The organism is Sulfurimicrobium lacus (assembly GCF_011764585.1).
Lineage (GTDB): Bacteria > Pseudomonadota > Gammaproteobacteria > Burkholderiales > Sulfuricellaceae > Sulfurimicrobium > Sulfurimicrobium lacus.
Genome location: NZ_AP022853.1, coordinates 3,453,978 through 3,479,809, shown reverse-complemented (window position 1 = coordinate 3,479,809; position 25,832 = coordinate 3,453,978). Strand labels below are relative to the sequence as shown.

Sequence of the window (25,832 nt, the reverse complement as noted above, 5' to 3'; positions counted from 1 at the left end):
AGACTAGCGGGTGCCGACCGGCATGCTTTGGGCAATTTCTGCCGGAAACATTTTCAACGCTGCGCGTGACAACGGAAATTGCGGCAAATATTGTTCTACCAGTGCAAACACTGCAGCGGCCTGGTGGAGGTCACGTCGTTTCTTGATAGGCTCGCGTTCATTGCTGGACGATAACCAGAGCTTGAATAGCGCGAAGGCACGTGGGTCTGGAACTACCATTCTTGCGGGTCTGCCGTTTTCGCAGATTACGGTCTGCTCGACTCTAGGCGCGCTCAACAGCCATTTCATGTTCCAGATGTCGGTTGCGATCAGGTCGTTTTCAAAAAAACGGTTCGGTTCCACTTTCCAGGGCGGGTTTGGCGTCTGGCGAATAAGGTCGACCATGAAACCATCCTCGTTTGCGGCGCGGAACGGCGTGTTTTCGACGATCTCGAACGATCTGTCGGCGCGCTTGAGTAGTGCCATGATGCCCGCAAAGTCTGTGTCATCCCCTGTGCTGGCCAGCCTGATTTTTGCCCTGGAGTCCCAAAGCAGATCCACATCGGTCGTGGCGACAAACTCCTCGGCAAAGACGACTCCAGAGTAAAGCGGCTTTGATTTCCGGATGAAAAGCGTTTGAATCCCGGATAAACAATATTCAAAGAAATTCGATGATTACCGGATGACGAATATCCGCCCCTTGTGAGGGCGGATTTTTTTCGCCTTATGCCTCGGATAGCCTGGTCGATGAAAAGGCCGGCTCCCATGTCGCAGGATAGTCTGCTTGGGGGATGGCTGTCACGATTCCCTTATCCAGTTCTCCCAGTACCTTCTCTATCAGCCGTAGCCCCATCGGGGCCAGATCGCGCCGCCATAGCGTCCTGGCGTCGTCGCCTGGGCGGACGTGACACCAGTCCTGGGCGGCGATGGGGCCGGTGTCGGCGCCGTCATCCATCCAGTAGGCGGTGCCGCCGGCTATTGGATCGCCCATGTGGATGGTCCAGCGCACGGCGTCCCGGCCTCGGTGCCTTGGCAGGAGCGAGGGGTGATAGCCCAGCGCCCCGTACCGGGTGGCCAGCCTGGCGCCCTGAGTGATGAAGGCGTGGGCATGGGCCGCCACGATCAGGTCGACGCCGGCCGGGATATGCGCCGCGTCCACCCGGCGCCGGCTCACCTCGACCGGAATCCCGGCCTGCTGGGCGGCGGCGGACAGGCGGTTGTATTCCTCGCCTTCCGCTCCTGGTGCGAACACCTTGACCACCTCATCACCCCGTCGCAGGCAGAGTTTCAGCGCCTCGGCCCCCAACCATTGCTGGCCAACAATCACGATGCGCATACGGCCTCCCCGAGGTAGCGGAAGCCCTGCACGGCCCTGAAATGGCCGCCGTAGCCTGCCGCTCCGGAAGCGTCTTTGCCCGCCTTGGCCGCGCTCTTGGCTACCGACTCCCGGCAGCGGCCCTTGTGGTCGCCGTGCAGCTTGGCCGATACCTGCGTCCATTTGCGATCCCGTCGCAGGGCGCTGGCCAGCCCTGGATGGGAAGTATGGAAGAGTGTGGGCATGGGCTTGCCGTAGCGGTTCTCGCCGCGCCGCCAGGCATCGCAAACCGCGTTCAGGAAGCGCATGCCTACCCCCGCCCCTTGCCATTCCGGCATCACCACCAGGCGGCAGGCGCGAGCCTCTACCAGGCCGGGCCGGGTGCTGACGGCCAGATGGGCCACCGGCTCACCGTCGATGGTGGCTACGTAGCATCTGGCGGCGATCATGCGGGGCAGTTTCAGATAGTGATGCGGCTCAAACAAGGGCCAGTAACGCCAGTCTGTTTGATGGATGTGCATTTCCAGGCGCGGCCTTCGCCAAAGACGCCCCCGTTCAAACTGTCCGGAAGCGGTATCGAAAACCCAGTCCGGCTCCAGCCAGTCCAGGATGTCGTAATGGCAAGACAGCAGCACCGCCTTGCCACCGGTGCGCCGCCATGCCTTGGCGAACGCCCCGGCACCGACTTTGGCGATCTGCCGGTCCACCACCGAGGAAAACTCATCCACCACGGCAAACTCGGGCGCCTCGCACACCAGCCGGGCCAGCGTGGCACGGAACTGCTCGCCGTTGGACAGCACCTGGAAAGGGCGCAGCCAGGTGGGCACGCTGCCCAGCCCGACCGCAGACAGCGCCCCGGTGGCCGCGTTGAAATCACCGCCCGGTGCAATGGCATCGATGACCGGCAAGTCTTGCGGCCAGCGCGGGGCGTAGGCGCTTCCCAGCTTGGCCCCGATACTGCTCTTGCCGCTGCCGGAGGGGCCGACTACCACCCCGAGGCTCCAGTCGCCGTCATCAATCGGCAGATCGACGTCCAGGGCGAAGTCCGCCCCGCTTTCCACGTTGAACAGGGATTTGACGCGGGCGGCGCGGTAAGTATCGAAGTCGGAGCAGCGATGGCGGATTTCGACCTTCATACGGTCACCACCCGCAGCTTGTAGCCCTGCGCCTTTAGCTGATTAAAGAGCCGCTCCTGCGCCTCGGCGTCATCGCAAAGGATGATCACGCCGTACTGCTCGCGGTATTTAAAGCCGTTCTTTCCGAGGGGTTGCTTCGAGTTTGCCATCATGGGCCTCCAGATCTGGCGGTCTTGCCGCGCTGATTAGAGGCTCGGAGGCCTTCATTTGATTTATAGCGCCACAGCGTGGGCACTTGATGGAGAGGCGGATATATTCCGCTTCTGCCAGTTTTCTATTGCAGGAACCGCAACGAACCATTTCCATTTTACTGCTTTCGCGTGATAGCCTTCGGCCCGCTGTGTGCACAGCACGGTGCCTTGGCCAAACGCAGGCTACAACTGCGGGAGGTGGCCGTCAGGGGTGTTCCCGCACCCCTAACGGTCGCGCCGTCTCTTTTTCTTATTGCCGCAACAACAGCAGACGTTCCAGGTCTGCCGGGCTGGGTACTTCATCGAATCTCACCGCCCAGCCGTTCGCCTGCAAATCATTGCAGACCATTTCCGAGCAGATTTCCCCACCGGCATTGCGCGTGCTCCTGCCTACCAGGTGATAGAGCGGACGCAACGCAAACAGCAGGTAATCCCGCCAACCGTAGACGCTGGCGTCATCGGTCAGCCGCGCTTCCAGGTAATCACGGCCGACCGCGACCGGGCAATCCGCCAACCGGTATTGGTGGCCGGCAAATTCGTCCGGCCACTTGCGGCGGCGGCGCAGCAGGTTCATGTCGTAGAGCATGCCGGCCTGCTCGTCGACAAACGCCACGTGGTAGCACGCCGAGCCGGTGAACAAGCGGGTCAGGAAGCTGCTCGGCTGCTTGCCGTAGAAGAAGGCGATCTTCACGCGCTACGCCGGGGCGATGGATTCGGCGTAGGTTTGCGGCCAGCTGCCGGAGAAATCGTAGGCGGACGGGTCGACGGCGGCTTCCATCGCGGCCTTGTGGGTTTCGGCCGCGGCGAAGATGGCAATATCGGAAGCCGCCGCCGTGGCGAAAATCTGCCCGGCCAGCGCCTGCGTCATGACCACGGCGGTGCCGTCCATCGTCTTCCATGGCGTGTTCGCCGGGATGTTGGCGCCCAGCATGACGAGTCCCATCTGCTGCGTGCGGCTGAACGTGTCGGAGTGGAACCACTTCGCCCCGACCTTGTAGCCTCCGGTCTGGATGCGACGGTCGCGCTCGCCCTTGATAGCTTCCAACTTTACGGTCTTGATTTCTGAAGCTGTCGGCGCAGGCACAGGAACAATGACAATTGAACCGTTGACAACATCCAGCGTCTCGCCTATTGCACGACCCATTGCGCGTTCGTAATCTTCCTGCGAAACGGTCACGATATCGGGGGGCAGCGTTGAATATTCGGTGTCTTCCGGGTAAAAGTTTCCCGTGATTTTTGAAAAGCGCATGATTTCTCCTTAATCCCCAACCGCGATGTAATGTACCGTGGCACCCGCCCTTACTGTTGTCGATGACCACGATCCGACATTCATTCCATTAACAGTGGGGGTATTAAACGTCGCCATGTAACCCGCACCAGACCCGACTACCCCAAGCGCGATGGAGCGCACGGCATTCGGGAATTGAATCGGAAACGCGACTACGGTATCTCCGGAACCATTCGTCCCCACTTGACCCGTTTGGATAATTTTCCCGCTCGGCAGTTTTTGGAATCCGCTTGTACCAAAGGATGCGCCAAATACGCCAGTTGTTGTCCCGGAAGCCATCGCCAGCGATCCGCCGACTGCAAACCATTGGCTGACCCCGTCGGATTCGAGCATGATCGTATCGCCGAAACCTAGCGAAACAGACGTTTTCGCCGCCGGGTTGTTTATCGTATCTGTCCCCTGACGTTGCAAGGCCGCAGAATATGCCGCATTCCCGGTGTGCATGAACTCAATGCACCCGCCTTTCCTGACGGTGTTGGCCAACGGCACCTGGAGCGTGATATTTGCCAGCGCGCCACCAGTCAGAATTGTTCTGCCGACATGGGTAGCTGCAGTCAATACGGCATCCGCTGCGACAGTCAGCAGATCGGCTGCTGACAAACCGATCTTGGTAGCGAATTCCGTCGTTGCCAGCTTCTGGCTGCTGTCGAATTGAGCTGGCGTCGGCGCGGACGGCGTTCCGGATAGGGCTGGCGAGGCGAGCGGGGCTTTGAGCGCCAGCGCGTTTGTGATCGTCGTAGCGAAGTTGGCGTCATTACCCAGCGCGTCGGCTAGTTCTTTCAGGGTATCCAAAGCGGCAGGGGACGCATTGACCAGCGCGTCAATCCTGCCCTGAAAAAACGCGACGATTGCATCCCGCGCCTGCGTTTTAACCGCCGGGTTAAGCGCTCCGCCATCCATGGTGGCTATGGCGACCACCTCTTCCTGCAAGTTGTTCATCCACTCCGCCGTAATCTCCGTCGGCGGCCGGTTGGTCGCCGGATCTTCGGCCACAAACAAGTGGTCCACATGTCCGGCCCCGTTAATTCTGTCCATAGTTCCCTCCTACTCCTGAAATATCTTCGAACCACAAGAAAACGTGGGCTTGCTTGAAGGCCGCCAGAGCCTCCCATAGCACCGCCGGATTCACTACCGAGCGGTAATAGCGCACCCGCAGCACGTAGCGCCCACGGCTGCCCCACAGGCGGTCGCCGATGCGACTGCCCACGCGGGCCGGACCCAGCAGGTGTTCCACCCGCACCAGGTCGATGGGGAAATTCAGCCCCGGCGCGGCATGGCTCCATAGCCGATCCCCGATGTGGCCGCCGATGGCGGCGGGGCGGCGCGGCATCGTCTCGGTCAGCCCGCCCAGCGCTTCCACGGCCACGCGCCGATACTCGCTGATGTGCCAGCTGCCGGTCTTGGGGCGATGGGTTTCGATGGCGCTGTCCAGCACGTTCTGGGCGGCGGCCTCGACGCGGGCCAGTTCGGCGGCGGTGCCGAGCAGCATCCCGTCGCCCATGCCACCCACCGGCCAGTCCCATGCCGCGCCAGGCGGCAGCAGATCCTTGATGGCGTCGACGAACTCGCGGGGCGTATGGGCTGTTATCTTCATGCCCAGACAATCGGATCAAGCACCAGCACCTCGCCGGGGGCCGCCGCCGTGTCGGCGGTCGGCGCAAGCCGGGTGTACTGGCTGGTGACGGTGGCGATGGCCGCGTCGATCTCGGCCATGGCCAGCAATGCGGTTTCGCTGGCTTCGGCCAGCACGGTGGCGCTGACGGCGGCGTCAATGGCGGCCCGGTTGGGCGCCGTATCGAAGCCCGGCAGCAGGTCGATGGATACCGTCACCGCATGTTTAATCGGCGACACCACCCGCCAGTCGGCGGTCGCCGGGGCGATATCCAGCAGGTAAGCGGCAACCGCGTCCAGCACGGCTTGCGTCGGCAGGCGGTCGGCCAGGCCGTCGCAGATCGGGCGCACCACCACCGAGCCCATGCCCAGGGTATGCCGCTGGACCAGCGCCGTGGTAACTGACGGATGGGCGCTCTTCGCCCAGAAGCGGTAATCATCGTCCTTACCGGAGCGCGCCCCACGGGTGACCACCGTGCGCCACTCATCGGCCACGCGCACGCGCCAATCCTCCAGCAGCTCATCCTCGGCCCCGCCGCTGATGCCGAAAGCGTCGATGGTCAGGTTATTGGCACAGCCGGGAACCGGGTCGACCAGCGTCAGTGTCTGCCCGGCGCCCAGGTTGCCGCTGCTGCCGGTAGTGGTGCAGCGGATGGAAACCGGAGTAGCGCCCGCCCCGAGCGCCACGGCGGCCAGCACCTCGTAATCCAGCCCGTTCGGGCCGCGCAGCAGCGTGCCGGCCAGCAGTGGCGTGCCCAGGACTCCGGTGGCCAGCACATTGCCGATGGCGGCGGTCGCCGTCAGGCGGTCGACGCCGTACAAGGCGGCCCAGTCATAGAGCCGCTCCAGTTCGCAGGAGAGGGGGGAGCATTGCGCGTCGATCCAGTCCAGATGGCCGTGCTGGCTATGGCAGGCTCGTGCCCAAGCCGCCGCGAGCGGCCCGCGCAACACGGCGGGCATCGCGGCCAGGTCGGCTTCGATGCGGGAATTCAGATCGGGATAACTGGGTCTGACGTAAACGGTCACAGGGGGGCTCGCACAATGAACTTTCGTCCATTGTGGTAGCCGGTGACTTCAAGGAATACGCTGGAAACGTTTCCAGCGGGCTCGGCGAGGGTTACCTCCTGGGTCTGGATATCGGTCAGCGCCGGGGCGCGCGCGGTCAAGGCGGTGCGGATCATGGCCAGCGCCTCGCGCCGGGCGTTGCTGTTCAGCGGCTGGCGGCGCACGTGCCACAGGCCGCTGCCGCGCGACGGGTCGGCATACCAGCCGCGCCGGTCGAAGCTGTCCGCCACCCGGCCGGCCGGAGCCTCTGCATCGGTGAAGAGCACCCCATAGACCAGCGTGGCCACCGCCGCGTCGGCATCGTCCAGGGCGGGATCGTCGAACGCCAGGTCGAACACGCCCCAATCGGTCTGCACCAGTTTCAACATATCAATTCACTCCCGAGGTCGGCGCGCCCGGCGCGTTGCTGGTATGGGTATGGCTGTCGCTCACGTTCTTGCCGTTCACCGTCAAATCGTTGGTGATATGGAGACCGCCTTGCATCTGCGCCGCGCCGCCGTCCACGCCGTAATAACCGCCGTTGGAATTCGTCTTCCCCATTACCATCAGGTTGCCGCCGATCTTCGCGTCATGCGTCGTCTCGAACAGGGGCGTATCGGCAATCACCTTGGTGGTGGCCTGGGCTTCGATGATCCCGCCACGCTTGATTTTGACGTAATTCCCCAGGTCGTCATGAAGCGCCACCTCGCCTTCCTCCAGGTCCATCTGGTAACGCTTGTCGCCGATCACGATGGCCACGCCGAAGGAGCGGTCGCCGGCCGGGAACTGCAAATACGTCTGGCACCCCGGCTTGGGCCGATAACTGAATCCGTAAGGCTCAACCCGGTTGATGTTGTTGAGCGGCTCGCCGTCGAGCACCTGCACCTGCACCTTGTCCGCCCCGATCAGGGTGCCCGTTCCCTGGGCGAAGAGCAGCTGCAGGCGGGTCCATACCTGCCCAATCATAACAAGTGCCTTTCACGTTTGCTCCCTCGCCCGCAGGCGGGAGAGGGTTGGGGTGAGGGATTCATTTCATCACCTTCCGCGTCCCGGTGCCGCGCTTGGATTTCTTCTTTTCCTCGCCCATGAAGGCGTCCCGGTTCATCACCTGCAGATGGGCCACGCTGCCGACCTTGTCATCCTCGGTGAACGCCCGCTCGCCGATCAGGAACACCCCGTCGATGCCCTCTTTAGGAATGATGACCCGCACCTGGGTATTGATCGCCCAGGGCTGCAGCTTGCCGTTGCCGTCCAGATAGCGCCAGCCCACTACTTCCAGATCGATGCGATGGGCGCGGGCCATCCGCCGGTTGCGCTCGAGCAAAGCGCGCCGGCCGCAGCCGCCCAGGGTGTGGCCATGCTTGTCCGCCACGATGTGCATGGGCCGGAAGAAGCTGATCCCGGCATCTTTGGACGCGCCCTTCGTCGCCTGGCCGCCGTCGTAATCGAAACCCTTCACCACGTATTCGGAGAAGCGCAGCTTGAACTCATCGACCACCTCATAGCGCTTGATGTGCACGCCGTATTCCAGTGTGGCCACCGGGGCGGCGCTGGTCGGCTGGGTCAGGATCAGCCCGCCGTCCGGCAAGGGGTAAAGCAGCAGGTTGGCCGCCCGCGCCGCGTTGATCAGCGCGTTAGCCGGGATCTCGCATTGCATGGAGAAATCCGGCACCACGGCGGTTTCGGCGGCGATCTTCACCGGCACTTTGAAGATGCCGCAAATCCGCTTCACGATCTCGCCCAGGCGCAAGCCATGCAGCGTGGTGGAATATTGGCAGTCCACCAATTCGCGCCCCAGCGAGCGCGCCTCCACGTGGATTGCGTGGCTGTCCGCATCGACCCGGCGGCGGACGCTGTCCGGGCGGATCGTGGTGACCAGGTCGCCGCCGATCAGCACACCGGCCACCGTATTGGCCGTCAGCCCCAGCGAATCCCTGGTGCCGGGCCGGGTGATGGAGAGGCGCACCGAGGCGCACAGATCGTCCACCGATTCCCGGATATCCACCTTCTGCCAGAAGCCGTAGCGCTGGCCGTCGAAGCGTATTTCAGCAGTCATATTGTTACGCCTTTCACGTTTGTCCCCTCGCCCGCTTGCGGGAGAGGGTTAGGGAGAGGGGCCGCGTTATCCATAGACCCGCCCGATCACAAACAGCGGATGGCGCACCGCATTGCGGGCGAGAAATACCCCCTCATCCACCCCCAGCAGATAAGCCAGCACCACGGCGGGCAGCGGGGCCGACACGTCGCGGAAGGTGGCGGGCTTCAAGTCCTGCGCCAGCAATGCCTCAATCAGGGAAGTACGGGCGGCCACGGCGGCCTGGAACACCGGATCGGGCAGGCCGGGCAGCAGCATATCCAGCGCCGCCACCACGCTGGCCAGCGCCGCGTCGCGATCCGCCTCGGCCCGGTAGTCGGCCAGCGCCACCTGGGCGGCGGCGGTGATCAGCAGGCGGCTGCGCAGAGCATCTTCGCGCAGCAGGTTGCGCCGCACCGCGCCATCGGTAGCCGCCACGCCGGAAAGCGCGATGCCGCTTTTTACCGTGGCCACGCCGGCCAGGCGCGACACCACGCGCGGCCGGGCCGTGTCGGAAAAATCGGCGCTATCCGCCCCGCCGCCCAGGACGTCGACCAAGCCCTGCAAAGCGGCCGCGTAGGCGCCGGGCAGCGCCATCAGCGCGGCCAGGTCGCCCTTGACCCCGGCGATCAATCCCTGCACCTGGTTCGCCCAGGTAAGCGGCAAGGTGGCCAGCGCGATCACCTGGCGCAGCACCTCCAGCTTCTGATGCACGGCGGCGATGAAGGCCGTCATGCCGTCGGCGCTCATCGGCTCCAGCGCGAAATCCTCCACCGCCGCGTCCGCCAGCTTGCGCGTGCGGTCGATGGCGATATCCACCTTGTCCGGCTCGGCGGCATAAGGCTGCTCGCCGCCCGGCACGAACTCGATAGAGACCGTGCAAAACCCGCCCTTGTCGTTGCTCTCGTGTAATGACCAGGTGTGCGCCCGCACCCACAGATCGCCCAGCCAAGGATGCCGCAGCCAATCGGGGCCCGGCGTATTCAACTTTTCCAGGAAGCCGTTGCGCTCGCGGTCGTAGTCCGGCCCGATGAAATACGCATTCAGCTTCCAGTCCCACGCCTTGCCGCCCAAGTCTTCCACCATCGGCTCTTCCGCGCCGGGGAACTCATGCACCACCAGGCGGCGGCCCCCCTTGGCCTCGTGGCTGTCGGTCGGGAACTCGAAGCCACGGAACGAGGCGGTGGCCATGCGATCCTGCCAGTTAGATTCCGTCGGCATTCTTCACCTCAACGCACTTGAAAACCTGCTTGCCTACAAAGAACCCGCCCAGCCGCTCGCATTCGGCCGCCACGGCCACATGGGCCACATTCCATCCAATCCACGCGCCAAGAATGACGCCCAGCAATATCCAAAACGGGGCGTTCATCATGGCGCTCCCGTGTGGATGTTGCCGGTGTTCATTTGCACGTTACCGCCGCTCGCCTGCATGGATTGATTCCGAAGCACCAATCCTGGATCCAAACCGAGCTGGCCTTTGAAATTAACATCGACGGGCTTCTGCTCGGCAGGCTTGAGCAGGTCTTTGATGCCCTCCCAGGCCAGGCCGAGCCCGCCGCCGACTGCCGCCCCGACGCCGGTCCCGAGCACCGGGACGATGCTGCCGAGCGTCGCGCCGGTGGCCGCGCCGTTCAAGGCGCTGGAGCCATAGCGGGTGATAGCGGATTGCTCCCCGAATCCTTTCTCCAGGGCGTAATCGCCCACCAGCGAAGCGATGCCGGCAATACCGCCGACCTTGGCCGCCTTCATCGCGACCGGGGCGTATCTGCCAATCGCGCCACCGCCGGGCAAGCCCTTGCCGCCCATGGCTACCGATGCCAGCCCGGCCGCGCCGGCCAGCGCGCCCAGCGCGGTGGTGGCCAGCGTGGTGGTGCCGATCAGGAACGGGTGCTTGCTGGCCAGGTCGGAAAATGCCTCTGCCACTTTGCCGATGGCCGGCGTCAGGCTGTCCATGGCCGACTTCTGCCCGGTTTTCTTGTCTTCAACCGCCTGCTCCAGCTTGTAATCCGCCGTGCCACCAATGACCTGGTAGGCGGTGCCGACGGCGGATTTATCCTCCGGGGCGGAATACTGATCGCGCACCTTACCCAGGACCTCCTGGGTGTATTGGCGGTTATTCATCAGCCCGAGGAAGGCCATCAAGGATTGCTGGTTATGGAAAATCTTGCCCACCGCCGTGCCCTGTACCTGGGCGGCCATGGATTCGATAATTTCGCGTTTTCCGGCCTGGTCGTCCTTGCCGGTGGCGCGTAGCTTGGCCTGCAATTTCTGGTAGTTCTTGTCCTTGGAAAAGACCTTGTCAGCCATGTCCATGGTGGCCGATACCTTGTCGATGCCCTTGCTCTGATAATCCAGGAAGAGCGCATCGATATCCTTCTGTCGCTTCTCCTTTTCGCCTTTCTTGGCGGTGTGTCCGTTGCCCAGCAGCTGATCGCCCATGAACTTGCGGAAATGGGGGGTGTTGAGTTCCATGAGCAGATCGCGCAGATTGTTGCCCGCTTCATCCTTGTCGCCGGAAGTAATGACCGACGCCTGGTTCCAGGCCGCCAGCTTGGCGAATCCTTCCTTACCCGACAGCCCGAGATTGCCGGCCATCGCCATCTGCTGCGGCAGCCATTTGCTCATGTTCTTCAACTCGAATCCGCCCGCCTGCCCGGCGGCCATCGCCGCGCTCAGCAAGGACGGCAAATCCTCGGCCTTGATCTTGAAACTCTGCTTGGCCCGAATGGCGATGGTCGCCAGCTCGTTCGCGTCCGCGCCAGAGGCGGTCGCCGTTTTCATGATGCCCGGCAGCATCTTGATCGCATCGCCGTCCGATACCGTGCCCGAGGCGATCATCGTATCCAGCGCCTCGGCGGCTTGCTCTCGGGTGCCGCCGCCCTGCCGCCTGGCCTTGTTGACCGCCGCCTCCAGGGTCTTCATGCCGATATTCCGGCCCGCCGCATCGCGCTCGGAATACGCGGTATTGGCCATATGCGCCAGCCGTCGGTCGTAACTCATGGCCTGCTCGGCCGGACCCTTGAGGGTATAAGCGGCTGCGGCCACCCCTGCCGCCCCGGCGGCGCCGAACTTCAGCCCCGAATAAGCCTTCTGGGCGGCGGTCAGCTTGCCCATTTCGTTGGTGAGCTGGGTCACGTGCTGGCGCATCTTGTCGGCTGCGGCGGCCTGCGCCCGCCAGGACAGGGTGCCCGACGCGGCGAGGCGGTTATAAGCCGCTTCGGTATGCTGGATTTCGCGCTGGATGGCCTGCTCGGAACGGATTCCCAGCGTCTCGCGGGCGTGGGAGAGCTTCTCGTAGCTGCTGCGCTGGCGGGATGCGCCTTTCTCGACGGCATCGGCGGCTTTCTGGGCGGCTTTTTCGGTGGCGGTCGCCGCCTTGGCGGCGGCCTGCTCGGAGGCTTGCGACACGGACTTGATTCCGGCCGTCGCGCCGTCCTTCAACTTCAATCTTACTTCTACATCAACTGCGGACGACGACATGAGAAAAGCTCCAGAACCGGGGGGTATCTGGAGCTTATCTGGAGGGGAGTTGCTGGGGCAGGCTGGAAACGTTTCCAGCCGGACGGGCCGGGTCTTACTTGAACTCCCGGCCGCTCATCACGGCGGCCAGTTTGGCCAGGACAAACAACTTAGCCAGGGGCATCGCCTCGACCACCGGCAGCTGCTGATGCATCACGTTCATCAGCAGCCCCACGGCGATCAGGATGCGGACTACTTTTTTTCAGCTGCTTCCTCGTCGCCTGCCTCGTCGCCATTGATCATGTCGTCGGCGATCTTTTCGGCCGCCCGGTAATCTGGGCCGCGCAGTTGCTTGATCAGGCTTTCGTCGCTGCCGGTCAGGCTGGCGATCAGCGCGATCCGCTGCGCCACGCCGCCGCGCTGGTCGAAGGCCAGATAGTCACCGGCGGTGGTGTAGTCGCGGAATGTCAAGGAATCGACAGTCATCTTGCCGAAGGTCAGCGGGTGCTTGAGTGTGAGTTTTGCCATGGTTAGCCCCTTAGCTGATCTGTTCGGACGTATTGGCCATGATGGTGATCTTGCCTTCGCCGTCACCGACCGGGATCGGCTCGGTCACGAACGCCTGGCTCATCAGATGCACGTGGCCATCGGCCAGGCGCACCGTCACGTCTTCGTTATCGACGGCGTTGATGGCCAGGATGTCCACCCCGCCCAGCAGGTTGATGGAGAGTTCAAGCTTGGCCGGCACGCTGGTTTCGGTATGCCCGCCGTCTTCCGCCAGGCGCCCCGCCTTGTGCTCGCGCTTGATCCCGCTGGGGGTGAAGGTGCCGGGCTTGTCGCCCAGAGGCAGCTTGCCGATGGAGGGCACCGACACGGTGCGGATATTGTTGATTATTGCCATGTTCGAATCCTCTTTGAAAGGTTGTTAAATTCGCTTTGCCCTTGCCCAGGCCCTCACCTCAATCCTCTCCCGCTTGCGGGAGAGGAGGCAAACGTGAAAGGCGCTTGTTTTAATAGGCTGGGACTGCCTTGCGGAAGCGCGAGCGGCCGGCGAGGATGTAGAACGGCGAGTTGAACACCGGGTCGTCGCGGAAGTTGAAGCGGCTCGGGTTGTCCGGATCCTGCTCGACGATCAGGGTGTCCTTGTAGTAGGCATATGCCTGCACCCAGCCATATTCCTTCATCAGCACGTTCTTGTAGAGGCTCAGCAGGAAGCCCCTGACGCCGTCTTCGGTGGTGATCGGCAGGCCGGGGCGGTAGCCTTCGTCTGTCTTGGACGCCACCGTGCCCCGGAAGCGCTGGGCCGCACCGCTGCGCTGCTCATAGCGGAAGCGCTCCGCCACTTCGGCGATGTTGATGTCCAGGTAGGCGTCGTCCACGCTGCCGTCGGAGCGGGTCTGGTACATCGAGATCAGGCGCTTGATGTAGCAGGATCCGTCCTTGCCGACTTCCATCAGGCTCATGCCCTTGAACAGCAGGCTGTTGCCGTTGGTGAAGTCGTTGTAGCCCACATCCGCCTTCAAGTAGGGCAGCGGCGTGCCTTCCAGTGAAATCACCGGGTTGTTGTAGAGCTTCGGCGCGGCGGCGGCGGCCAGCGTTGCCGCCGCCTCCCAGGTGGTGGGCGGGCTGATGCCCAGCCAGGTGTCGGTGATGTGCTCGTAGTTCTTGGTTTCGCCCCAGGCTGCGGCCGCCGCGTAGTCGCCCCGGAAGGCGGCAAAGGCGCGGAAACCCGCCTGCACCGGCACCGCGTAGCGCCGCCTGCTCTCGGCATGCCAGATGTCCAGGGTCGCGGCGTCGTTGATGCCCAGCGCCACATACCTGAACCAGCGCTGGCCGATCAGGGCGGGCAGGTCGCCGGTTTCCGGGTCGCCCGCGCCGCCGGACATCGCGACCAGGGAGATACCCAGCCCGGCGGGCGTGTCTTCGCCGTAGAGGTTCAGGCGCAGGTCGATGGCGTTGCCGCAGGTGCCCTTGTGGCGGGCGGTCAGGGTCACCACCGCGCCGGCTGCGGCCGCCGTTACCGGGATGTCGATACCGGCGTCGGTGATCGCCTGGGCGATGGCGGTAGCAATCTGGGCTTCCGTCTGGCCCACGGCGATGCCTACGGAGATAGGGCGCTGGGCGATGTAGAGGGCCAGGGTGCCGCTGGCGGTGGCCACGCTGTTCACCGTAAGGGGGCTGGTCGCCGCCACGCCAGCCGGGTTGTCGGCATAAGGCAGCATGAACATGTCGAAAATCGGGTCGACCTTGCGGTAGCGCGCGGCCATCTGCGCCAGCATGGAGCCGGGGCCGGCCTTGAGCTTGGCGTCTTCAATGCCGGAGAGACGAACCACTTCCCCGACCGGGGCCGTGCCCGTCGGCAGCTTCTGCCCGACCAGCAACACGATAGGCAGGTCGCCGCCAAGGCCGGCCTGGCTACCGTCGATCTCGATATAGCCGCCGGGGTAACGCAGCGCCTGGGGCACTTCACTAAAGGTAATCGTCACAGTTTTTCTCCTACATAGTTGAGCCTGTCGAAAGCAGGCGGGTCCGGCAAATAGTTGGTAATCAGCGCTTCGAAGCCGTAGCGGTCGCGCCAGTAAAGATCGCCGTCGGTGTATTCCAGCACCTGGCCGCCGCCGAACTTGATGGGCTTTATATCCGCCTCGATCTCCCAGCCCAGCAGCAACGCCTTGACAGCCTGGCGGTACTTGAGCAGCGTGTCGTCGGTTTCGCCCTGGGCGTGCGAGCGGACGTTTTCGATGGCGATCACCACGTCGAACGCCAGCGTAACGTTCTCGGCCCGCTCTCCGGCGTGCTGCACCTTGTCCGCCGCCCGCACGATCCAGCAGGCGGGCAAGGGCAAGGCCTCGGGACGGATGCGCGCAAACTCGGCGGCGCCGGCCACCTGGCGGAACCATAGCCCGTCAAACCCGGCGGGCTTGGGGGTCAGGTGTTCGATCAGGGGCTTGAGGGAAATCACAGCCCGAACTCATCCGGTTGATAAGTGCCGTAGCGCTGCGGCCGACTGGCGATAATGGCCGCGTCTTCGCTCGGCAGCGGGTCGGTTGGCGCGGCGGGGACCAGGTCGATACTGCCCCGGCTATGCGCCGTCAAGGTATCGATCACGCCGTCGTAAGCCTTGCGGACATCGTCCGTCATGCGCTCCGCACCTTGCAGGTAATAGAGCGCGATGGTAGAAGCCAGCCGGGCCAGCAGGCTGGTCTGCACCGTGGCCGGGATGCCGTAGGACAGCAGCAGCGCGTCGGCGTCGGCCAGCGCCTTGTCGATAGCCTCCAGGGCCAGCGCCAGGGCGGCTTGCTCTGTCGGGGTGAAGCCGGTCAGGTTGCCCCCCGCAATCGCGGCCCGCAGGGCTTCGTCCGGCACCATGTCCACGTCGGCGGGAACCGCCAGCTGGGCGAGGCGCCGGGCGTTGCTGCGCGCCAGCAGGTCGGAGCGGGAAGCGAAGGCCATTACTGCGCGGCCTGTGCGTTGATTTCAGCCCATACCGCATCGCGGTCGATGGCGTTCACCGGCCAGCCGGTAAGCGCCTCAAGCGCCTTGGTATTGGGGCTGCCACCCTTGGTCCATGCCGTGGCATCCGCTTTGTCCAGGGCGGCGATTGCCGTCTTGATCGCGGCGTAGCGTTCGGTTTGGTCTTCGGGTGCAGCCGCCGGGGCGTCGGAAGCCGAACCGGCGCTGGAGCCGCCCGCAGGGTCAGCTGCGTTGAGCGTTTCGTTCTCCAGTTCCGCCGGTCGGGTTTCCGACACCTCCAGCATCTGCTCTTCTTTCAGGCGCTTGGCGGTGGCGGCGTCGACGTCGTACACCGGCAGCCAGTCCTGGCTAAATTGGATACCGCAGCGGAAAAATGTCTTTTGACCGCTCTTGGGCTGCACTCGCACAAACAATGTCTTGGCCATTTCAGGCTCCTTTCTAATTGCCCTCACCCCAACCCTCTCCCGCCTGCGGGAGAGGGGGCGAAAGTGAGAGACGTTTGTTTCTATCGATTACATCCAGGGCGTGACGATCAGTTCCACACGCTTGTAGTTGGTGTTCGACTCCCCGTTGGCGAGATTGGCCTTCATCACCACAGCCTCGGCGGCGGCGCGGTTGGCGGAACCGACCACCAGCGTGTCGGCGATGATGCCGAGCTTGCGACCACCGTCGCCCGTCATGGCCATCATTGCGTCGTAGCCGGCTTCAAAGTTGGCGGCAGTGAGCGCGGCCTTGGAGCCGAAAGCGCACTGCCAGAAGCCGTAGGCAGCTTCACCGCGCCAACGGCCGCCGAAGCTGTACACGTCCAGGTCGAATACGTTGCTGTTCTGTACCGAGTTCACGCTATCGAACTGGGCGGCCATGCGTTCCTGCAGGTAGATCGGGGATGCTGCGCGCTTGGTGCAGAGCAGAACCCAGGGGGCACCGGCGCCGGCCTGCATGTTGCTGACCGCCGTTACCGCGCCTGTGCCGTCTTCGTTGGCGGCTACCGGGTGATCGGTGTCGAAGAAATACTGGCCGTCGTAGCAGGTGGAGGCGAAGCCGGCCGTCAGTGCCTGGAACACCAGGTCGTTCTTGAGGTCGGTGGCCGATTGCCCGGCGGATTCGGCGATGGTGCCGTATTGGCCGATGTTGTCGTCTTCGATATCGGTGCGCTGCACGTCTACCGTGGATTCGAATTTGCGGTTCACCACCGTGTAGGCGGTTTCCTTGAACACCTTGTGCAGGCGGGAGCCGACCCACTCGCGGAAGGCGGGGAACTGGCTCAGCCATTCATAGGTGTTGGATTTGCCGCTGCTCTTGACCAGCTTGCCGATCTTCTTCCAGTCGTCGGGGGACATCTTCAAGCCGGCGTTCCAGCGGGCGATCAGCGTGGTCTTCAGTGCGTCGATCTGTACTTGCGTCAGTGCTGCCATGTTCTTCTCCTGTTCAGTGGTAGCCCTCATCCCAGCCTTCTCTCGGATGGAGAAGGTGCAATGGATAGGGTCGTTTGTTATGCCCGGCGGCGACTAAGCCTTTCCCTTGGCCTCGGTGAAATCTTCGGGGGATACGCCCATGCGGCTGCACATGGCCAGCTCTGCCTCGGTGAGGCCATGCCCGCCGCCGTCCATGCCGTCGGTTTGCTTCTGGAGGATGCCCAGCGGCTTGCTGGCGTCCAGGTACTCGGTCAGGGCGGCCAGCGTCTGCTTTTCCGCCCAGCCCTTTTGCGCAGGGGTCAGACGGCCATCGGTCAGCGCCGCTTGCAGCAGCTCGCCGTGTTTGGCCTTTTCGGTGGTAAGGGCGGCTTCGGCCTTCTCTTGTTCGGCGGCGTCCGCCTTGGCTTTCAGGGTGTCGCGTTCTACGGTCAGCGCGGCCAGGCTGGTTTTCAGCCCGTCGCGCTCGGCGACCAATGCCGCCACTTGGGTTTTCAGGCCGTCACGCTCAACAGCGAGCGCGGCCACGTCCTTCTCTTGAGCCATATCGGCCTCCTCTTCGGTTGAAAAAACGGAATGCTTGCGGGCCAGATCGGCCAAGGCGTCCAGGCCGTCCATGGCCGGGGTGTTGGTAGCCGCCACGGAGATGATTTCCAGCACCTCGCCGGTCACGGTGTCGTAGAGGAAGACCGCGCTGATGTAGCGCAACTTCTTCGCCGCGATCAGGTCGGCGGTGTCGCCGACCCAAACGATGTTCAGGGCGTACAGGCCACTGCCTTCGCGCCATTCCATCGTGCGCGGAATCCACCCGGCGGCTTCGACACGTTGGCCGTTCCACTCGGAGCGCAGGCTCTGATGTTCGAAGTCGATCAGGATGTCGTTCTTCTGGGCGGCGGCCCGCGCAATCACCCGAGCGGCGATGGCGGCGTCCAGCTTCCAGCCGTCGCATTCAAAGGGGCGGCCATCCACGGCGCGAAATGGGCCGGGCGGCAACAGATGGGCTTCGGTGGGAACACCGCCATCGCCGGACAGCAGTTCAAACGTCAGGGCGGCGATGGAAGTCTTGGTTACGTTTTTCTGCACGGCTTGCTCCTATCGGGTAGGAAGCATCATCGCGTGAGGGGGAATTCTTAACACCGCTGGAAACGTTTCCCGCTCGGCGGCTTGGGGCGGAACGCCAGAAACGGGCCGTAGGCGCTTTTCAGGGGGCGGCGGCTACGATGGCATCAGCCGAACTTCTGTAAACGCGGCAAAGGCGATTTCGAATCCAGATAAGGCTATTGCCGTGGTGCTGCTGCATGTCTGTTGCACAAGTTTTGCCGAATCCGGCTTAAAACAGGTCGAATTGCCTTTCGTCGTCTTCGCGGCAGATGTTCAGGATCTGGCGCGAGGAAAGGTTTTCTCGCCGGGCCAGCGCATTGACGCTGGTGGCGGGGCGATCCTTGCGGATCTGGGCATCGCGCACCCGGATGAAGAGCTTGTCCGCCTTGGGCATCCAGCAGCGGCCCGCCGCATCCAGATGCGGTGCCAGCGTGTGGCGCAGCCGCGCCAGTTCGTCGGCCTCCAGGAGCAGCGCCTGGGTGCGGCGGGCCGGGAGGGTGACATTGACCCCGCCATGCTCCGCCAGCCATTCCCGCGCCCGCCCGAATCCCAGGGCGCGCACCACGGCCCGCAGCAGCGGCGGCAGAGTGCGCAGCAGCTCGTCGTCGACAGCCGGGAAGCTTGCCGCGTCCTCGGGCTGCGGCGCGGCTGGCAAGTTCCGGCGGTGGCGTGGGATTCCCATGGCTTACGCGCGCCTCAGCCAGCCCTTGAGGGCTTCGGTGATGGCCTGGCACTCGGCGATGGAAAGGCCGTCCAGGTCGGAAACCTCGCGGTCCACCTGGCGGGCACAAAAGGCCAGCAAGGCCGGGCGGGTAGCCTTGTCCACCTTGCCCGCTTCGCCGAGCTTGCCCCACAGGCGCACCAGGTGCGCGATGCGGGGCGGCACCGGCTTGGCATTCTCCCTCACCCCTGCCCCTCTCCCGCCTGCGGGCGAGGGGTTAAAGCCATTGCGGCGCGGCCAGCCCCGCCGCTCATAGTCATCCAGCGCCGCGCGCAGCTGCTGCGCGTTCAAGGTGCTGGCGGAAACCCGGCCATCCGTCATCGTCGCGCCATGACGGGAAAGCAGATCGCGGTGGGTTTCGTCGCACCAGCCGGGCAGGTTCTTCGTCGCCCAGCCCTTGGCGATGCCGACCAGCTGGAGGTAATGCCTGGTGAGGTCAGACATGATCAACGCCTTCGCCCGTCTCGCCAGAGCGAGCAGCTTTGCTGCCGCTCTCGGCGGGGACGCCCCTGTCGAGGGGCAGAAATGCGCTGTAAGTCCTGTCGCAACAAGAACAGGCAAGCACCAGTTCGACGTTCTGTCCTTTCGGATCTTCAACGCTGAGCAATGCCAAGTGATTCAGCCCGGTGCCGCATTTGCATTTGGCTCCCACGTCTAGGTACTTTTCCAGCAACGCAGCGGCCACAGCATCATGGTCGGCAGGGTCCGCGTGGTAGGTTTTCATGGTCACACCCCCGCCACATCCAGCGGAATAGCCTGGTAGTCGCCGCTATTCCCCACCCGCTCGTACACCCGGAAATAGGCTTTGCTGCTGGCGACCTGGATGCTGTCGCGGATGGCCTGCATCGCCCGCAGCCACTTTTCGTCCCGGATGTCGAGACGCTGCAGGCCGAGCACGCGCCCGGTGTTGATCTTGCCCTCCTTGTCGACGTTGAAGGCGTCGTTGACCAGGGCCATGATTTCCGGGCGGCTGCCTTGGCCCCATTCGTGGATGCATTGGTCGATCAGTTCCTTGGCGGCCTGCAGGCGTTCGTCGAACACCAGGCTGTCGGCCATGGCGCGCTGAACCTTGTACTTTCCGTCGAAGCTCACCAGGGTGACATTGCCTTTCTTGCCGCCGAGCTTGACGCCGTACTGCTCGCCGGACAGTTCGACGAACGCCTGGATGTCGTCGAACACGCGGTTCTTGAAGCCGGACAGGGCGGCGGATTGGAGCTTTGCGCCGGTAACGATTTCATATACCAGGCTGTCGCGGGCGCGGTCGATGGGCTTGACCAGGGCGAGCGGCACCAGCCGTCCCTGGGCGTCTTCCATGAATTCGGCGGGGCTTTCTCCCCCCTTTGAAAAAGGGGGGCTGGGGGGGATTTGGTTCATGCGGTTGCTCCTATATGTCAATTCGGTTGTGATCGTTTGTTCCTGGCCAGCAGTTCCATGATTTCGCGGAACCTGGCCTTGTTGCGTGCGCGCTCTTCCGGGGTGATGCGGGGCGCGGGCAGCGCCTTGGGCGGATCGCGTGCGCCCAGGTTGTCCAGGAACGCCTTGGGCGCCGGCCAGCGGTCGCAAATGCGGAACAGGGTCTGAAAGGAGCGCCTCACCCGCTGGCTGTCGAGCTGTTCGGACCACTGGATGCTGCAATGCGCCATGGCCTCCAGCCAGACTTCCGCCGTGCCGACGATGGCATCCTCCGGCGGGGTGCCGATCAGGCGCAGGGCCAGCAGCTTTTGCAGGCCAGAGGCGATCTCGCAGCGGAGCCAGTCAGCCATGCTTGAAGTTCTCCAGGGCGGAAATACCGGAAAGCGTCCGCGACGGCTGCTTGCCGCTGGAGAGGCGCGGCGCCCCGTCGACCACCGTCTGGCCCGCCGTTGGCCGGTAGCTGCTGATGACCTCATACAGCCAGCCGTGGGTCTTGAGCGGCGCTTTCAGGCGACCGGCGTCACGGGCGGCGAGGCTCTGCTCGATGCCCCATACCCAAGCTTCCAGCGGGGCGTCGAACACCTGCCCGTCACGGCCGATGCGCTGCGCCTGGATGTCGGGCAGGATCTCGCCCAGCAGCTTGGCCACCCGGTCCATGGTCAGCTCACGCGCCGCCGGGCGGAACAGCGCCAGGTAGCGCACCACCGCAGAGCCGAGCGGGCCGGAGAGCTTGAACACGGCGACCAGCGCCTCCCGCGCCCCATCGTGGGCGATCAGGGCGTCCAGCGACAGGGTCGCGCCGCAGGCCGGGCAGCGGGTGCGCATCAGTCGTCCCCATCCGTTGCGTAGATCTCGAAACCGAACTCCGTGCTGGCGGCCTGCGCCACGTCATGCAGCGTTTTCACGCATGCCGTCAAGGCGTCATGCCATTCCGGCTTCAGGAACTTGTCCCGCAGGTAGTCGATTTCGCAGGCCATGTCGGCCAGCAGCGCTACGTCGTTCCGCTCCGTCATGCCGTTCTCCCGTGCGTGACATGCACGCTGGGGCAATGCGCCAGCCGCATTTGCGGGTTGCGGTTTACCACGATCTCGGTCTGTGCGCCGGGCGCCAGGCTTACCCGCAGCGAGATCACCTTGCAGCCGATGGCGCGCAGCAGGCGCAACGCCTGGTTGGATTCCTTCAGGCGCGCGACAAATTCCGGATGGAAGACGGTGGGGCGGTTCGCGATCCGTATAACGTTCCCTCTCTCGCGGGCGGTAGAGGGTTGGGTGGAGAACTTGATCATCACTGCTCCTTTCAGGCTATCGATTGCAAGCACAGGGCTTGCTTGGCTACGGCATCCACCAGCTTCACGTCCAAAACGCGCCCCCGGCGGAATTCCTTGACCCCGGCGATCAGCCCTTCCACCAGCATCCGGGCGCTGCCCTTGCAATACTGGTAGAGGCGGGCTATCACCTCGTCGGGCACGTCCTCGGTGCCGAAGCCGGACTGCACCAGGGCGGCGGCGTCTTCGGCGTTGATGGCGCGCACCGTCTCGGGCCAGAAGCCGGTGCGGCTCCGGATCTGGTCGAACTGACCGTGCAGGGGCTTGATCAGGCCGGAGAGGTGTTCGGTGCCGCACAGCACGATACCGACGTTGGCCAGGTCGCGCAGGCGGCGCAGGGTGTGCAGCTGGTGCGGGGTGAGGGTTTCGGCCTCATCCACGATCAGGAGGCTGTCGGTATTCTTGAGCGCCTCGATCACGGCGCGGAACTTGTCGTCGATGCTGCCCTTGCCGTCGTAGCCGGCCACCACGCGGGCCAGCAGCTTGACCAGGCTTTGCGGGGTCATGGTCGGCGTCGCCTCGATCAGGTGCGTGTTGGGGTGGGTGGCCGCATAGTGCTTGATGGCGAAGGTCTTGCCGGTGCCGACAAAGCCGGTGAACACCGCGAAGTTGCGGTAGCGCCGCGCCATGCCGCAGGCGGCGTGGGCCAGCTTGAAAACGCTGGTATCCACGGGCGCTACGGCGTCCGAGCTGGTCTCGTCGGCATGGCGCATGGCCGATTCGACCGAGGCCAGCATCTTGGCCGGGCTGGTGGCGTACACGCCCTTGAGGATCTGGTTAAGGCTGCTGGCCGAAATACGAGCCAGCCGGGCCAGCGCCGCCTGGGTATAGCGGCGCTGTTTCATCCAAGCCTGGATGCCGGCAATCAGCAACACGTCGGCGGCGCTGTAGTGGCCGGGCCACGACGTCACACCCACTTCTTCAATTTGTTCCATGGTTTCTCCCTTAGTCATCAATCGTCAAATCAAGCAAAAGCGGTTCGTCGTCGCCGTCGGCGATCCGCCGGGCCTCGCCCTCCAGGGAAGGTAAAGCCCCCTCGGCTACGGCGTCGGCATCGATCAGCAGGCCGGCGCGGGCCTTCTGTTCGTCCATCTTCTTTTCCAGGCGCTTCATGGCGTCGTCTACGCGGGCTACGCGCTTCTCTTCCATGCGGTTCGGCGCGATTGCATCGATGGCGCTGATCAGGTGGGCATCGCAAATCCAGCGGCCTTCCAGGGTGCGCATGACGGCGATGCGGTCATCCATCAGGTCGTATTCCAGTACCAGCTTCTGGCCGTTGAAGGCATGCAGCTCGGGGTGCTTGTATTCACGCCTGCCGTGCTTGACGCTGGCGCGCTGCACCGTGAGTGTGACGGCCTGGCGCTTGAGTTCGGTCACGCTGGCATGCGGCGGGATCGGGACCAGCTGCGACCACAGTTCGGCCCGCGTCACGTTCTTGTCTTCCGGGTGGGGGCGGTAGGCGTAGCGCAGCATCCATTCGTTGAAGGCATCGGAAAACTGCGCCAGCGTCGGCAGCGCCAGACGCCCCGCCTTGACCTCGCGCACGGTATGGCTCAACGCTTCCGGGGCCATGTCGGTGCCGCAATAGAACTCTGGTCGCCACAGCTTGAGGAAATCGTCCTTGACGATACGGAAAAAGCGCTCCACCCAGCCCTTGCCGTGCGGGTTGCCGGGAATGGCATGGATAACCTGCTGTACCCCGGCACGGGCATAAAAGCCGGTCATTTCGTCGCTCATCAGCTTGTTCTTGTAGCCCGAGCCGTTATCGACATAGAGCAGCGGCGGGACATGGTTCCAGCGGGCGAAGCATTCCGCCCACATGTTCTGCACTGCATAAGTGCCCTCGTGCTCGTCGGCTCGCCAGCCCACCGGGAAGCGGCTGCGCATGTCGATGGCCACCGTGAGTTCCGGTCGCCAGATGTCGCCGGTAACCGGGTGAGCCAGGTACACGTCGGCGCGGTAGCCGTCGGCCACATACACGTCGCCGGGCAAAGCGTTCTCGGTGGAGCGGCGGATGTAGGCCTTCTCAGTCAGGCGGTAAAGGTTCTTTCCGATCCGGGCGGGGCTGTTGCGTCCAAGCATGGCGGGCACTCCTGTCAGGTAGTTGCGGACCTGGTCATAGCTGACGGCAAAGCCGTCCACCTCAACCAGGCGGCGATGCACGGCGGACATGTCGGGCTTGCCGGGCACGTTGTAATACTCCAGGGCGGGGCCCCACCAGCCGGCGGCTTCAACCACCCGGCCTTTGTGGTCGGGGAGCAAGGCGGCGATGCCGCCTTCGCGGTACTGGGCGCACCACTCGCAAATTGCGGAGCGGGACGGCGCGGCCCGATCAGCCTTGGCAGAGCCCGCCAGCATGTAGGCAACATGAGGCGGAAGATTGCCGGCCATGCCGCGCTCCAAGAGCAGCAAGACCGCGTTGTTCTGAGTGACACCGCTATCGGTCAGCCCCCTCACGTACAGCACTACGCCCTCTCGGGACAACGCTTCCTGCCGGGCGCGGTCGGTAGCCTCGCGCCAGGGGTCGCGGCTGCGTAGCGCCAGCACCTTGGCGGTGGGCATGACTACCGTCGCGCCGCCCGTGGCCGATTCGATGCGCTTGATCATTTGCGCTCCCTTCATGATTTATTCTCCGGCGGCCTTGTTCGCGGAACCTTTGGGACGGCCGGGGCCACGCGGGCGGGTCGCCTCGCGGCGCGATTCGCGCACCGCCGCCTCGGCGGCATGGCGGTTTTCGATCAGGGGGTAGTCGAGCATCCAGCGCTCCGCCTCGTCCGGGGTGAGCAGGTGGCGAGCCAGCGGGCGGTCCGGCGCACCTTCAGGCATGCGGGCGTGCAGGTATTCCACCAAGTCAAGGGCACGGGCGGCGAGCGTATTGGCCGCGATCCACACATGCTCCGCCTGCAAGCCACCTTCTGGCGCCTGCGTGTCGGTATCGTCAAACAGTTTTCGCAAGCCATTCAAATGCAGTTCACCGCCCAGTTGAAGGGCCATGCACTCTTCACGCAATTCCTCGGTACGCAGAAGGAAATCGGTGGTGCGCTTCTTGGCCTCAGACAAGCGCTTGATCTGGTTGCCGGCCCGCTCCAGTTCCGCCTCGTAATTCTTCTCGCGGCGCTGCAGGGAGGCGATTTCTCCCTTGAGTTCGGCAACCGTCATCAGGTCAGCTTTGCCGATCAGGTCATTGCCGCATTCGGCGGCTTGGTCGATAACTTCCTGCGAGAGGGAGGCAAGCAGCAGCGCCTGTTTTTTTCCGATGGAGAGCATCTGACTGCGGCTTTCTTCGGGCAGGCGCGAGTAGAACTTCGCCAGGCGGATGGCCTCATAGACACGCGGTTTGCTCAGCCCGCGCTCGCCGATCCATTCTTTGAAGGTGTCGAGTACGCCGGGCGTACTCGTGTCTGAATTGTCGACTACGCCCGGCGTAGTCGACAATTTCAATGCCTCCTGCGCGGCCCAAAACGCGGTACCCGCACGGCAGGCGTGCAGCAAACTCTTGTTGGATTCATCCACGCCTGCTTGCATGAACTCATCCGCTGTCAGTGCGGAAAAGCCAAACTCGCTCAGGCATACCTGCAACTTGTCGTCAGAAAAATCAAGCTTGCTGGAGTCGGATCTGTGAGACGCCTGCACGGCCTGCATAGTGGCGGACTCGATCCGGCTGCGATTACGGTTCAAGGCTTCCTCAAGCGCCGCCCTAACGCCCGGCGTGAAGGAAGGATCGTCTTCATCAGGCATTGAGGCCTGTCCGGCCGCAATCCGGTCGGCGTAGAGTTGCTCACCGAGGGCGGGCTGAGTTACAACTCCGTCCGTGATGCCGAGGTCGTAATCCTTCGTATCGGGCGCGCTCTCCAACTGCTCTAGCGTGCCGCCATCGTTCAGCCAACGGTCTACCCATATTGGCTTGCGGCCTTTACCGGTCCATTGAAGATCGGGGTTTTGCGGGTGCGTATATTTGATTGAGCTGGGCATTTCTTACTCCAAATAGGCAATTTAGTTGGGTTTTTCAGGGTTGGGCTTGAGGCCAAGGAAAACTGCGGCCTTATGTGAATTGCCTCGGCGGCCGCTGGCTTTACCGCACAGCAGCTCACGTGCGGCCTGATAACTGACGCCGCCGGACTCGCACAACTCGCGCAGGTTGATGCCCTTGGCGGCAAGCTCTGCACGCTTCTTGATCAGCGCGGACTTGGTCGGTCTTGTGCTTGTGATATGCTTCATTTTCTGTTGCTCTCCGAGTAAAAGAATTGCGTGATGTGTGAATTATGAGAACTCAAGTTCTCTTTGTCAAGG

General features: G+C 63.7%; 36 protein-coding genes. All 36 read right to left on the bottom strand.

Annotated elements, in window-relative coordinates; genetic code table 11:
- Window positions 1-3: 3 nt before the first annotated feature.
- Window positions 4-606 (bottom strand): GSU2403 family nucleotidyltransferase fold protein, encoded by a 603-nt coding sequence (locus tag SKTS_RS17000; protein ID WP_280513690.1) that lies wholly within the window; start codon window positions 604-606, stop codon window positions 4-6.
- Window positions 607-703: 97 nt separating this feature from the next.
- Window positions 704-1,240, bottom strand: coding sequence for a formyltransferase family protein (locus SKTS_RS16995; RefSeq protein WP_198420390.1), 537 nt, complete (start codon window positions 1,238-1,240; stop codon window positions 704-706).
- A 62-nt stretch (window positions 1,241-1,302) separates the two neighbouring features.
- On the bottom strand, window positions 1,303-2,430 hold the full coding sequence (locus SKTS_RS16990; RefSeq protein WP_173067866.1) for a GNAT family N-acetyltransferase: 1,128 nt from the start codon (window positions 2,428-2,430) through the stop codon (window positions 1,303-1,305).
- Window positions 2,427-2,579, bottom strand: coding sequence for a hypothetical protein (locus SKTS_RS16985; protein ID WP_173058515.1), 153 nt, complete (start codon window positions 2,577-2,579; stop codon window positions 2,427-2,429). The genes SKTS_RS16990 and SKTS_RS16985 overlap by 4 nt, the downstream gene beginning before the upstream one ends.
- A complete protein-coding gene (locus tag SKTS_RS16980; RefSeq protein WP_244617524.1) occupies window positions 2,539-2,730 on the bottom strand; it encodes a Com family DNA-binding transcriptional regulator in 192 nt (63 codons plus the stop codon). The genes SKTS_RS16985 and SKTS_RS16980 overlap by 41 nt, the downstream gene beginning before the upstream one ends.
- Window positions 2,731-2,871: 141 nt before the next feature.
- Window positions 2,872-3,312, bottom strand: coding sequence for a hypothetical protein (locus SKTS_RS16975; protein WP_173067860.1), 441 nt, complete (start codon window positions 3,310-3,312; stop codon window positions 2,872-2,874).
- Between the two features lie 3 nt (window positions 3,313-3,315).
- Window positions 3,316-3,870, bottom strand: coding sequence for a DUF4376 domain-containing protein (locus SKTS_RS16970; protein ID WP_173067857.1), 555 nt, complete (start codon window positions 3,868-3,870; stop codon window positions 3,316-3,318).
- 9 nt (window positions 3,871-3,879) lie between these two features.
- The gene (locus SKTS_RS16965; protein ID WP_173058512.1) at window positions 3,880-4,944 is read right to left on the bottom strand and encodes a gp53-like domain-containing protein; all 1,065 of its coding nucleotides are present in this window, start codon (window positions 4,942-4,944) and stop codon (window positions 3,880-3,882) included.
- The gene (locus SKTS_RS16960; RefSeq protein WP_173067854.1) at window positions 4,931-5,503 is read right to left on the bottom strand and encodes a hypothetical protein; all 573 of its coding nucleotides are present in this window, start codon (window positions 5,501-5,503) and stop codon (window positions 4,931-4,933) included. The genes SKTS_RS16965 and SKTS_RS16960 overlap by 14 nt, the downstream gene beginning before the upstream one ends.
- Window positions 5,500-6,546, bottom strand: coding sequence for a baseplate J/gp47 family protein (locus SKTS_RS16955; RefSeq protein ID WP_173067851.1), 1,047 nt, complete (start codon window positions 6,544-6,546; stop codon window positions 5,500-5,502). Before SKTS_RS16955 ends, SKTS_RS16960 begins: the two co-directional genes overlap by 4 nt.
- A complete protein-coding gene (locus SKTS_RS16950) occupies window positions 6,543-6,953 on the bottom strand; it encodes a phage GP46 family protein (RefSeq protein WP_173067848.1) in 411 nt (136 codons plus the stop codon). The genes SKTS_RS16955 and SKTS_RS16950 overlap by 4 nt, the downstream gene beginning before the upstream one ends.
- A 1-nt stretch (window position 6,954) precedes the next feature.
- The gene (locus SKTS_RS16945; RefSeq protein WP_173067845.1) at window positions 6,955-7,530 is read right to left on the bottom strand and encodes a phage baseplate assembly protein V; all 576 of its coding nucleotides are present in this window, start codon (window positions 7,528-7,530) and stop codon (window positions 6,955-6,957) included.
- Between the two features lie 61 nt (window positions 7,531-7,591).
- Window positions 7,592-8,620, bottom strand: coding sequence for a phage baseplate assembly protein (locus SKTS_RS16940; protein ID WP_173067842.1), 1,029 nt, complete (start codon window positions 8,618-8,620; stop codon window positions 7,592-7,594).
- Window positions 8,621-8,686: 66 nt separating this feature from the next.
- On the bottom strand, window positions 8,687-9,859 hold the full coding sequence (locus SKTS_RS16935) for a DNA circularization protein (protein WP_173067839.1): 1,173 nt from the start codon (window positions 9,857-9,859) through the stop codon (window positions 8,687-8,689).
- Window positions 9,843-10,007, bottom strand: a complete 165-nt coding sequence (locus tag SKTS_RS16930; protein WP_173067836.1) for a hypothetical protein — start codon at window positions 10,005-10,007, stop codon at window positions 9,843-9,845. The genes SKTS_RS16935 and SKTS_RS16930 overlap by 17 nt, the downstream gene beginning before the upstream one ends.
- Window positions 10,007-12,046, bottom strand: a complete 2,040-nt coding sequence (locus SKTS_RS16925; RefSeq protein ID WP_198420389.1) for a phage tail tape measure protein — start codon at window positions 12,044-12,046, stop codon at window positions 10,007-10,009. Before SKTS_RS16925 ends, SKTS_RS16930 begins: the two co-directional genes overlap by 1 nt.
- 303 nt (window positions 12,047-12,349) lie before the next feature.
- Window positions 12,350-12,625 carry a phage tail assembly protein gene (locus SKTS_RS16920; protein WP_173067831.1) on the bottom strand — a complete coding sequence of 92 codons (276 nt, stop codon included), beginning with the start codon at window positions 12,623-12,625 and terminating at the stop codon, window positions 12,350-12,352.
- 10 nt (window positions 12,626-12,635) lie between these two features.
- Window positions 12,636-12,998, bottom strand: a complete 363-nt coding sequence (locus tag SKTS_RS16915; protein WP_173067828.1) for a phage tail tube protein — start codon at window positions 12,996-12,998, stop codon at window positions 12,636-12,638.
- 109 nt (window positions 12,999-13,107) lie between these two features.
- Complete coding sequence (locus SKTS_RS16910) at window positions 13,108-14,583, bottom strand: phage tail protein (RefSeq protein WP_173067825.1); 1,476 nt, start codon at window positions 14,581-14,583, stop codon at window positions 13,108-13,110.
- A complete protein-coding gene (locus tag SKTS_RS16905; RefSeq protein ID WP_173067823.1) occupies window positions 14,580-15,059 on the bottom strand; it encodes a phage tail terminator protein in 480 nt (159 codons plus the stop codon). The genes SKTS_RS16910 and SKTS_RS16905 overlap by 4 nt, the downstream gene beginning before the upstream one ends.
- Window positions 15,056-15,550, bottom strand: a complete 495-nt coding sequence (locus SKTS_RS16900; RefSeq protein ID WP_173067820.1) for a phage protein Gp36 family protein — start codon at window positions 15,548-15,550, stop codon at window positions 15,056-15,058. Before SKTS_RS16900 ends, SKTS_RS16905 begins: the two co-directional genes overlap by 4 nt.
- The gene (locus tag SKTS_RS16895) at window positions 15,550-15,996 is read right to left on the bottom strand and encodes a hypothetical protein (RefSeq protein WP_173067817.1); all 447 of its coding nucleotides are present in this window, start codon (window positions 15,994-15,996) and stop codon (window positions 15,550-15,552) included. The genes SKTS_RS16900 and SKTS_RS16895 overlap by 1 nt, the downstream gene beginning before the upstream one ends.
- Window positions 15,997-16,083: 87 nt before the next feature.
- Entirely contained in the window at window positions 16,084-16,986 is a 903-nt protein-coding gene (locus SKTS_RS16890) for a Mu-like prophage major head subunit gpT family protein (RefSeq protein WP_173067814.1), read from the bottom strand.
- Between the two features lie 93 nt (window positions 16,987-17,079).
- Window positions 17,080-18,066, bottom strand: a complete 987-nt coding sequence (locus SKTS_RS16885) for a phage protease (protein ID WP_173067811.1) — start codon at window positions 18,064-18,066, stop codon at window positions 17,080-17,082.
- A 247-nt stretch (window positions 18,067-18,313) separates the two neighbouring features.
- Window positions 18,314-18,766, bottom strand: coding sequence for a hypothetical protein (locus tag SKTS_RS16880; RefSeq protein WP_198420388.1), 453 nt, complete (start codon window positions 18,764-18,766; stop codon window positions 18,314-18,316).
- Window positions 18,767-18,769: 3 nt separating this feature from the next.
- A complete protein-coding gene (locus SKTS_RS16875; RefSeq protein WP_173067808.1) occupies window positions 18,770-19,249 on the bottom strand; it encodes a phage protein GemA/Gp16 family protein in 480 nt (159 codons plus the stop codon).
- A complete protein-coding gene (locus SKTS_RS16870) occupies window positions 19,242-19,529 on the bottom strand; it encodes a hypothetical protein (RefSeq protein WP_173067805.1) in 288 nt (95 codons plus the stop codon). Before SKTS_RS16870 ends, SKTS_RS16875 begins: the two co-directional genes overlap by 8 nt.
- A gap of 2 nt (window positions 19,530-19,531) precedes the next feature.
- The gene (locus tag SKTS_RS16865; protein WP_173067802.1) at window positions 19,532-20,179 is read right to left on the bottom strand and encodes a DUF3164 family protein; all 648 of its coding nucleotides are present in this window, start codon (window positions 20,177-20,179) and stop codon (window positions 19,532-19,534) included.
- A gap of 17 nt (window positions 20,180-20,196) precedes the next feature.
- Complete coding sequence (locus SKTS_RS16860; protein WP_173067800.1) at window positions 20,197-20,568, bottom strand: hypothetical protein; 372 nt, start codon at window positions 20,566-20,568, stop codon at window positions 20,197-20,199.
- Entirely contained in the window at window positions 20,561-21,043 is a 483-nt protein-coding gene (locus SKTS_RS16855; protein ID WP_173067797.1) for a hypothetical protein, read from the bottom strand. The genes SKTS_RS16860 and SKTS_RS16855 overlap by 8 nt, the downstream gene beginning before the upstream one ends.
- Complete coding sequence (locus SKTS_RS16850; protein ID WP_173067794.1) at window positions 21,043-21,231, bottom strand: hypothetical protein; 189 nt, start codon at window positions 21,229-21,231, stop codon at window positions 21,043-21,045. Before SKTS_RS16850 ends, SKTS_RS16855 begins: the two co-directional genes overlap by 1 nt.
- A complete protein-coding gene (locus SKTS_RS16845; RefSeq protein ID WP_173067791.1) occupies window positions 21,228-21,503 on the bottom strand; it encodes a hypothetical protein in 276 nt (91 codons plus the stop codon). Before SKTS_RS16845 ends, SKTS_RS16850 begins: the two co-directional genes overlap by 4 nt.
- A gap of 11 nt (window positions 21,504-21,514) precedes the next feature.
- Window positions 21,515-22,477, bottom strand: coding sequence for an AAA family ATPase (locus tag SKTS_RS16840; RefSeq protein ID WP_173067787.1), 963 nt, complete (start codon window positions 22,475-22,477; stop codon window positions 21,515-21,517).
- Between the two features lie 10 nt (window positions 22,478-22,487).
- Window positions 22,488-24,164 carry a Mu transposase C-terminal domain-containing protein gene (locus tag SKTS_RS16835; RefSeq protein ID WP_173067784.1) on the bottom strand — a complete coding sequence of 559 codons (1,677 nt, stop codon included), beginning with the start codon at window positions 24,162-24,164 and terminating at the stop codon, window positions 22,488-22,490.
- A 3-nt stretch (window positions 24,165-24,167) separates the two neighbouring features.
- Window positions 24,168-25,514, bottom strand: coding sequence for an H-NS family nucleoid-associated regulatory protein (locus tag SKTS_RS16830; RefSeq protein WP_173067781.1), 1,347 nt, complete (start codon window positions 25,512-25,514; stop codon window positions 24,168-24,170).
- A gap of 21 nt (window positions 25,515-25,535) precedes the next feature.
- Window positions 25,536-25,760, bottom strand: a complete 225-nt coding sequence (locus SKTS_RS16825) for a helix-turn-helix domain-containing protein (protein ID WP_173067778.1) — start codon at window positions 25,758-25,760, stop codon at window positions 25,536-25,538.
- Window positions 25,761-25,832 lie beyond the last annotated feature (72 nt).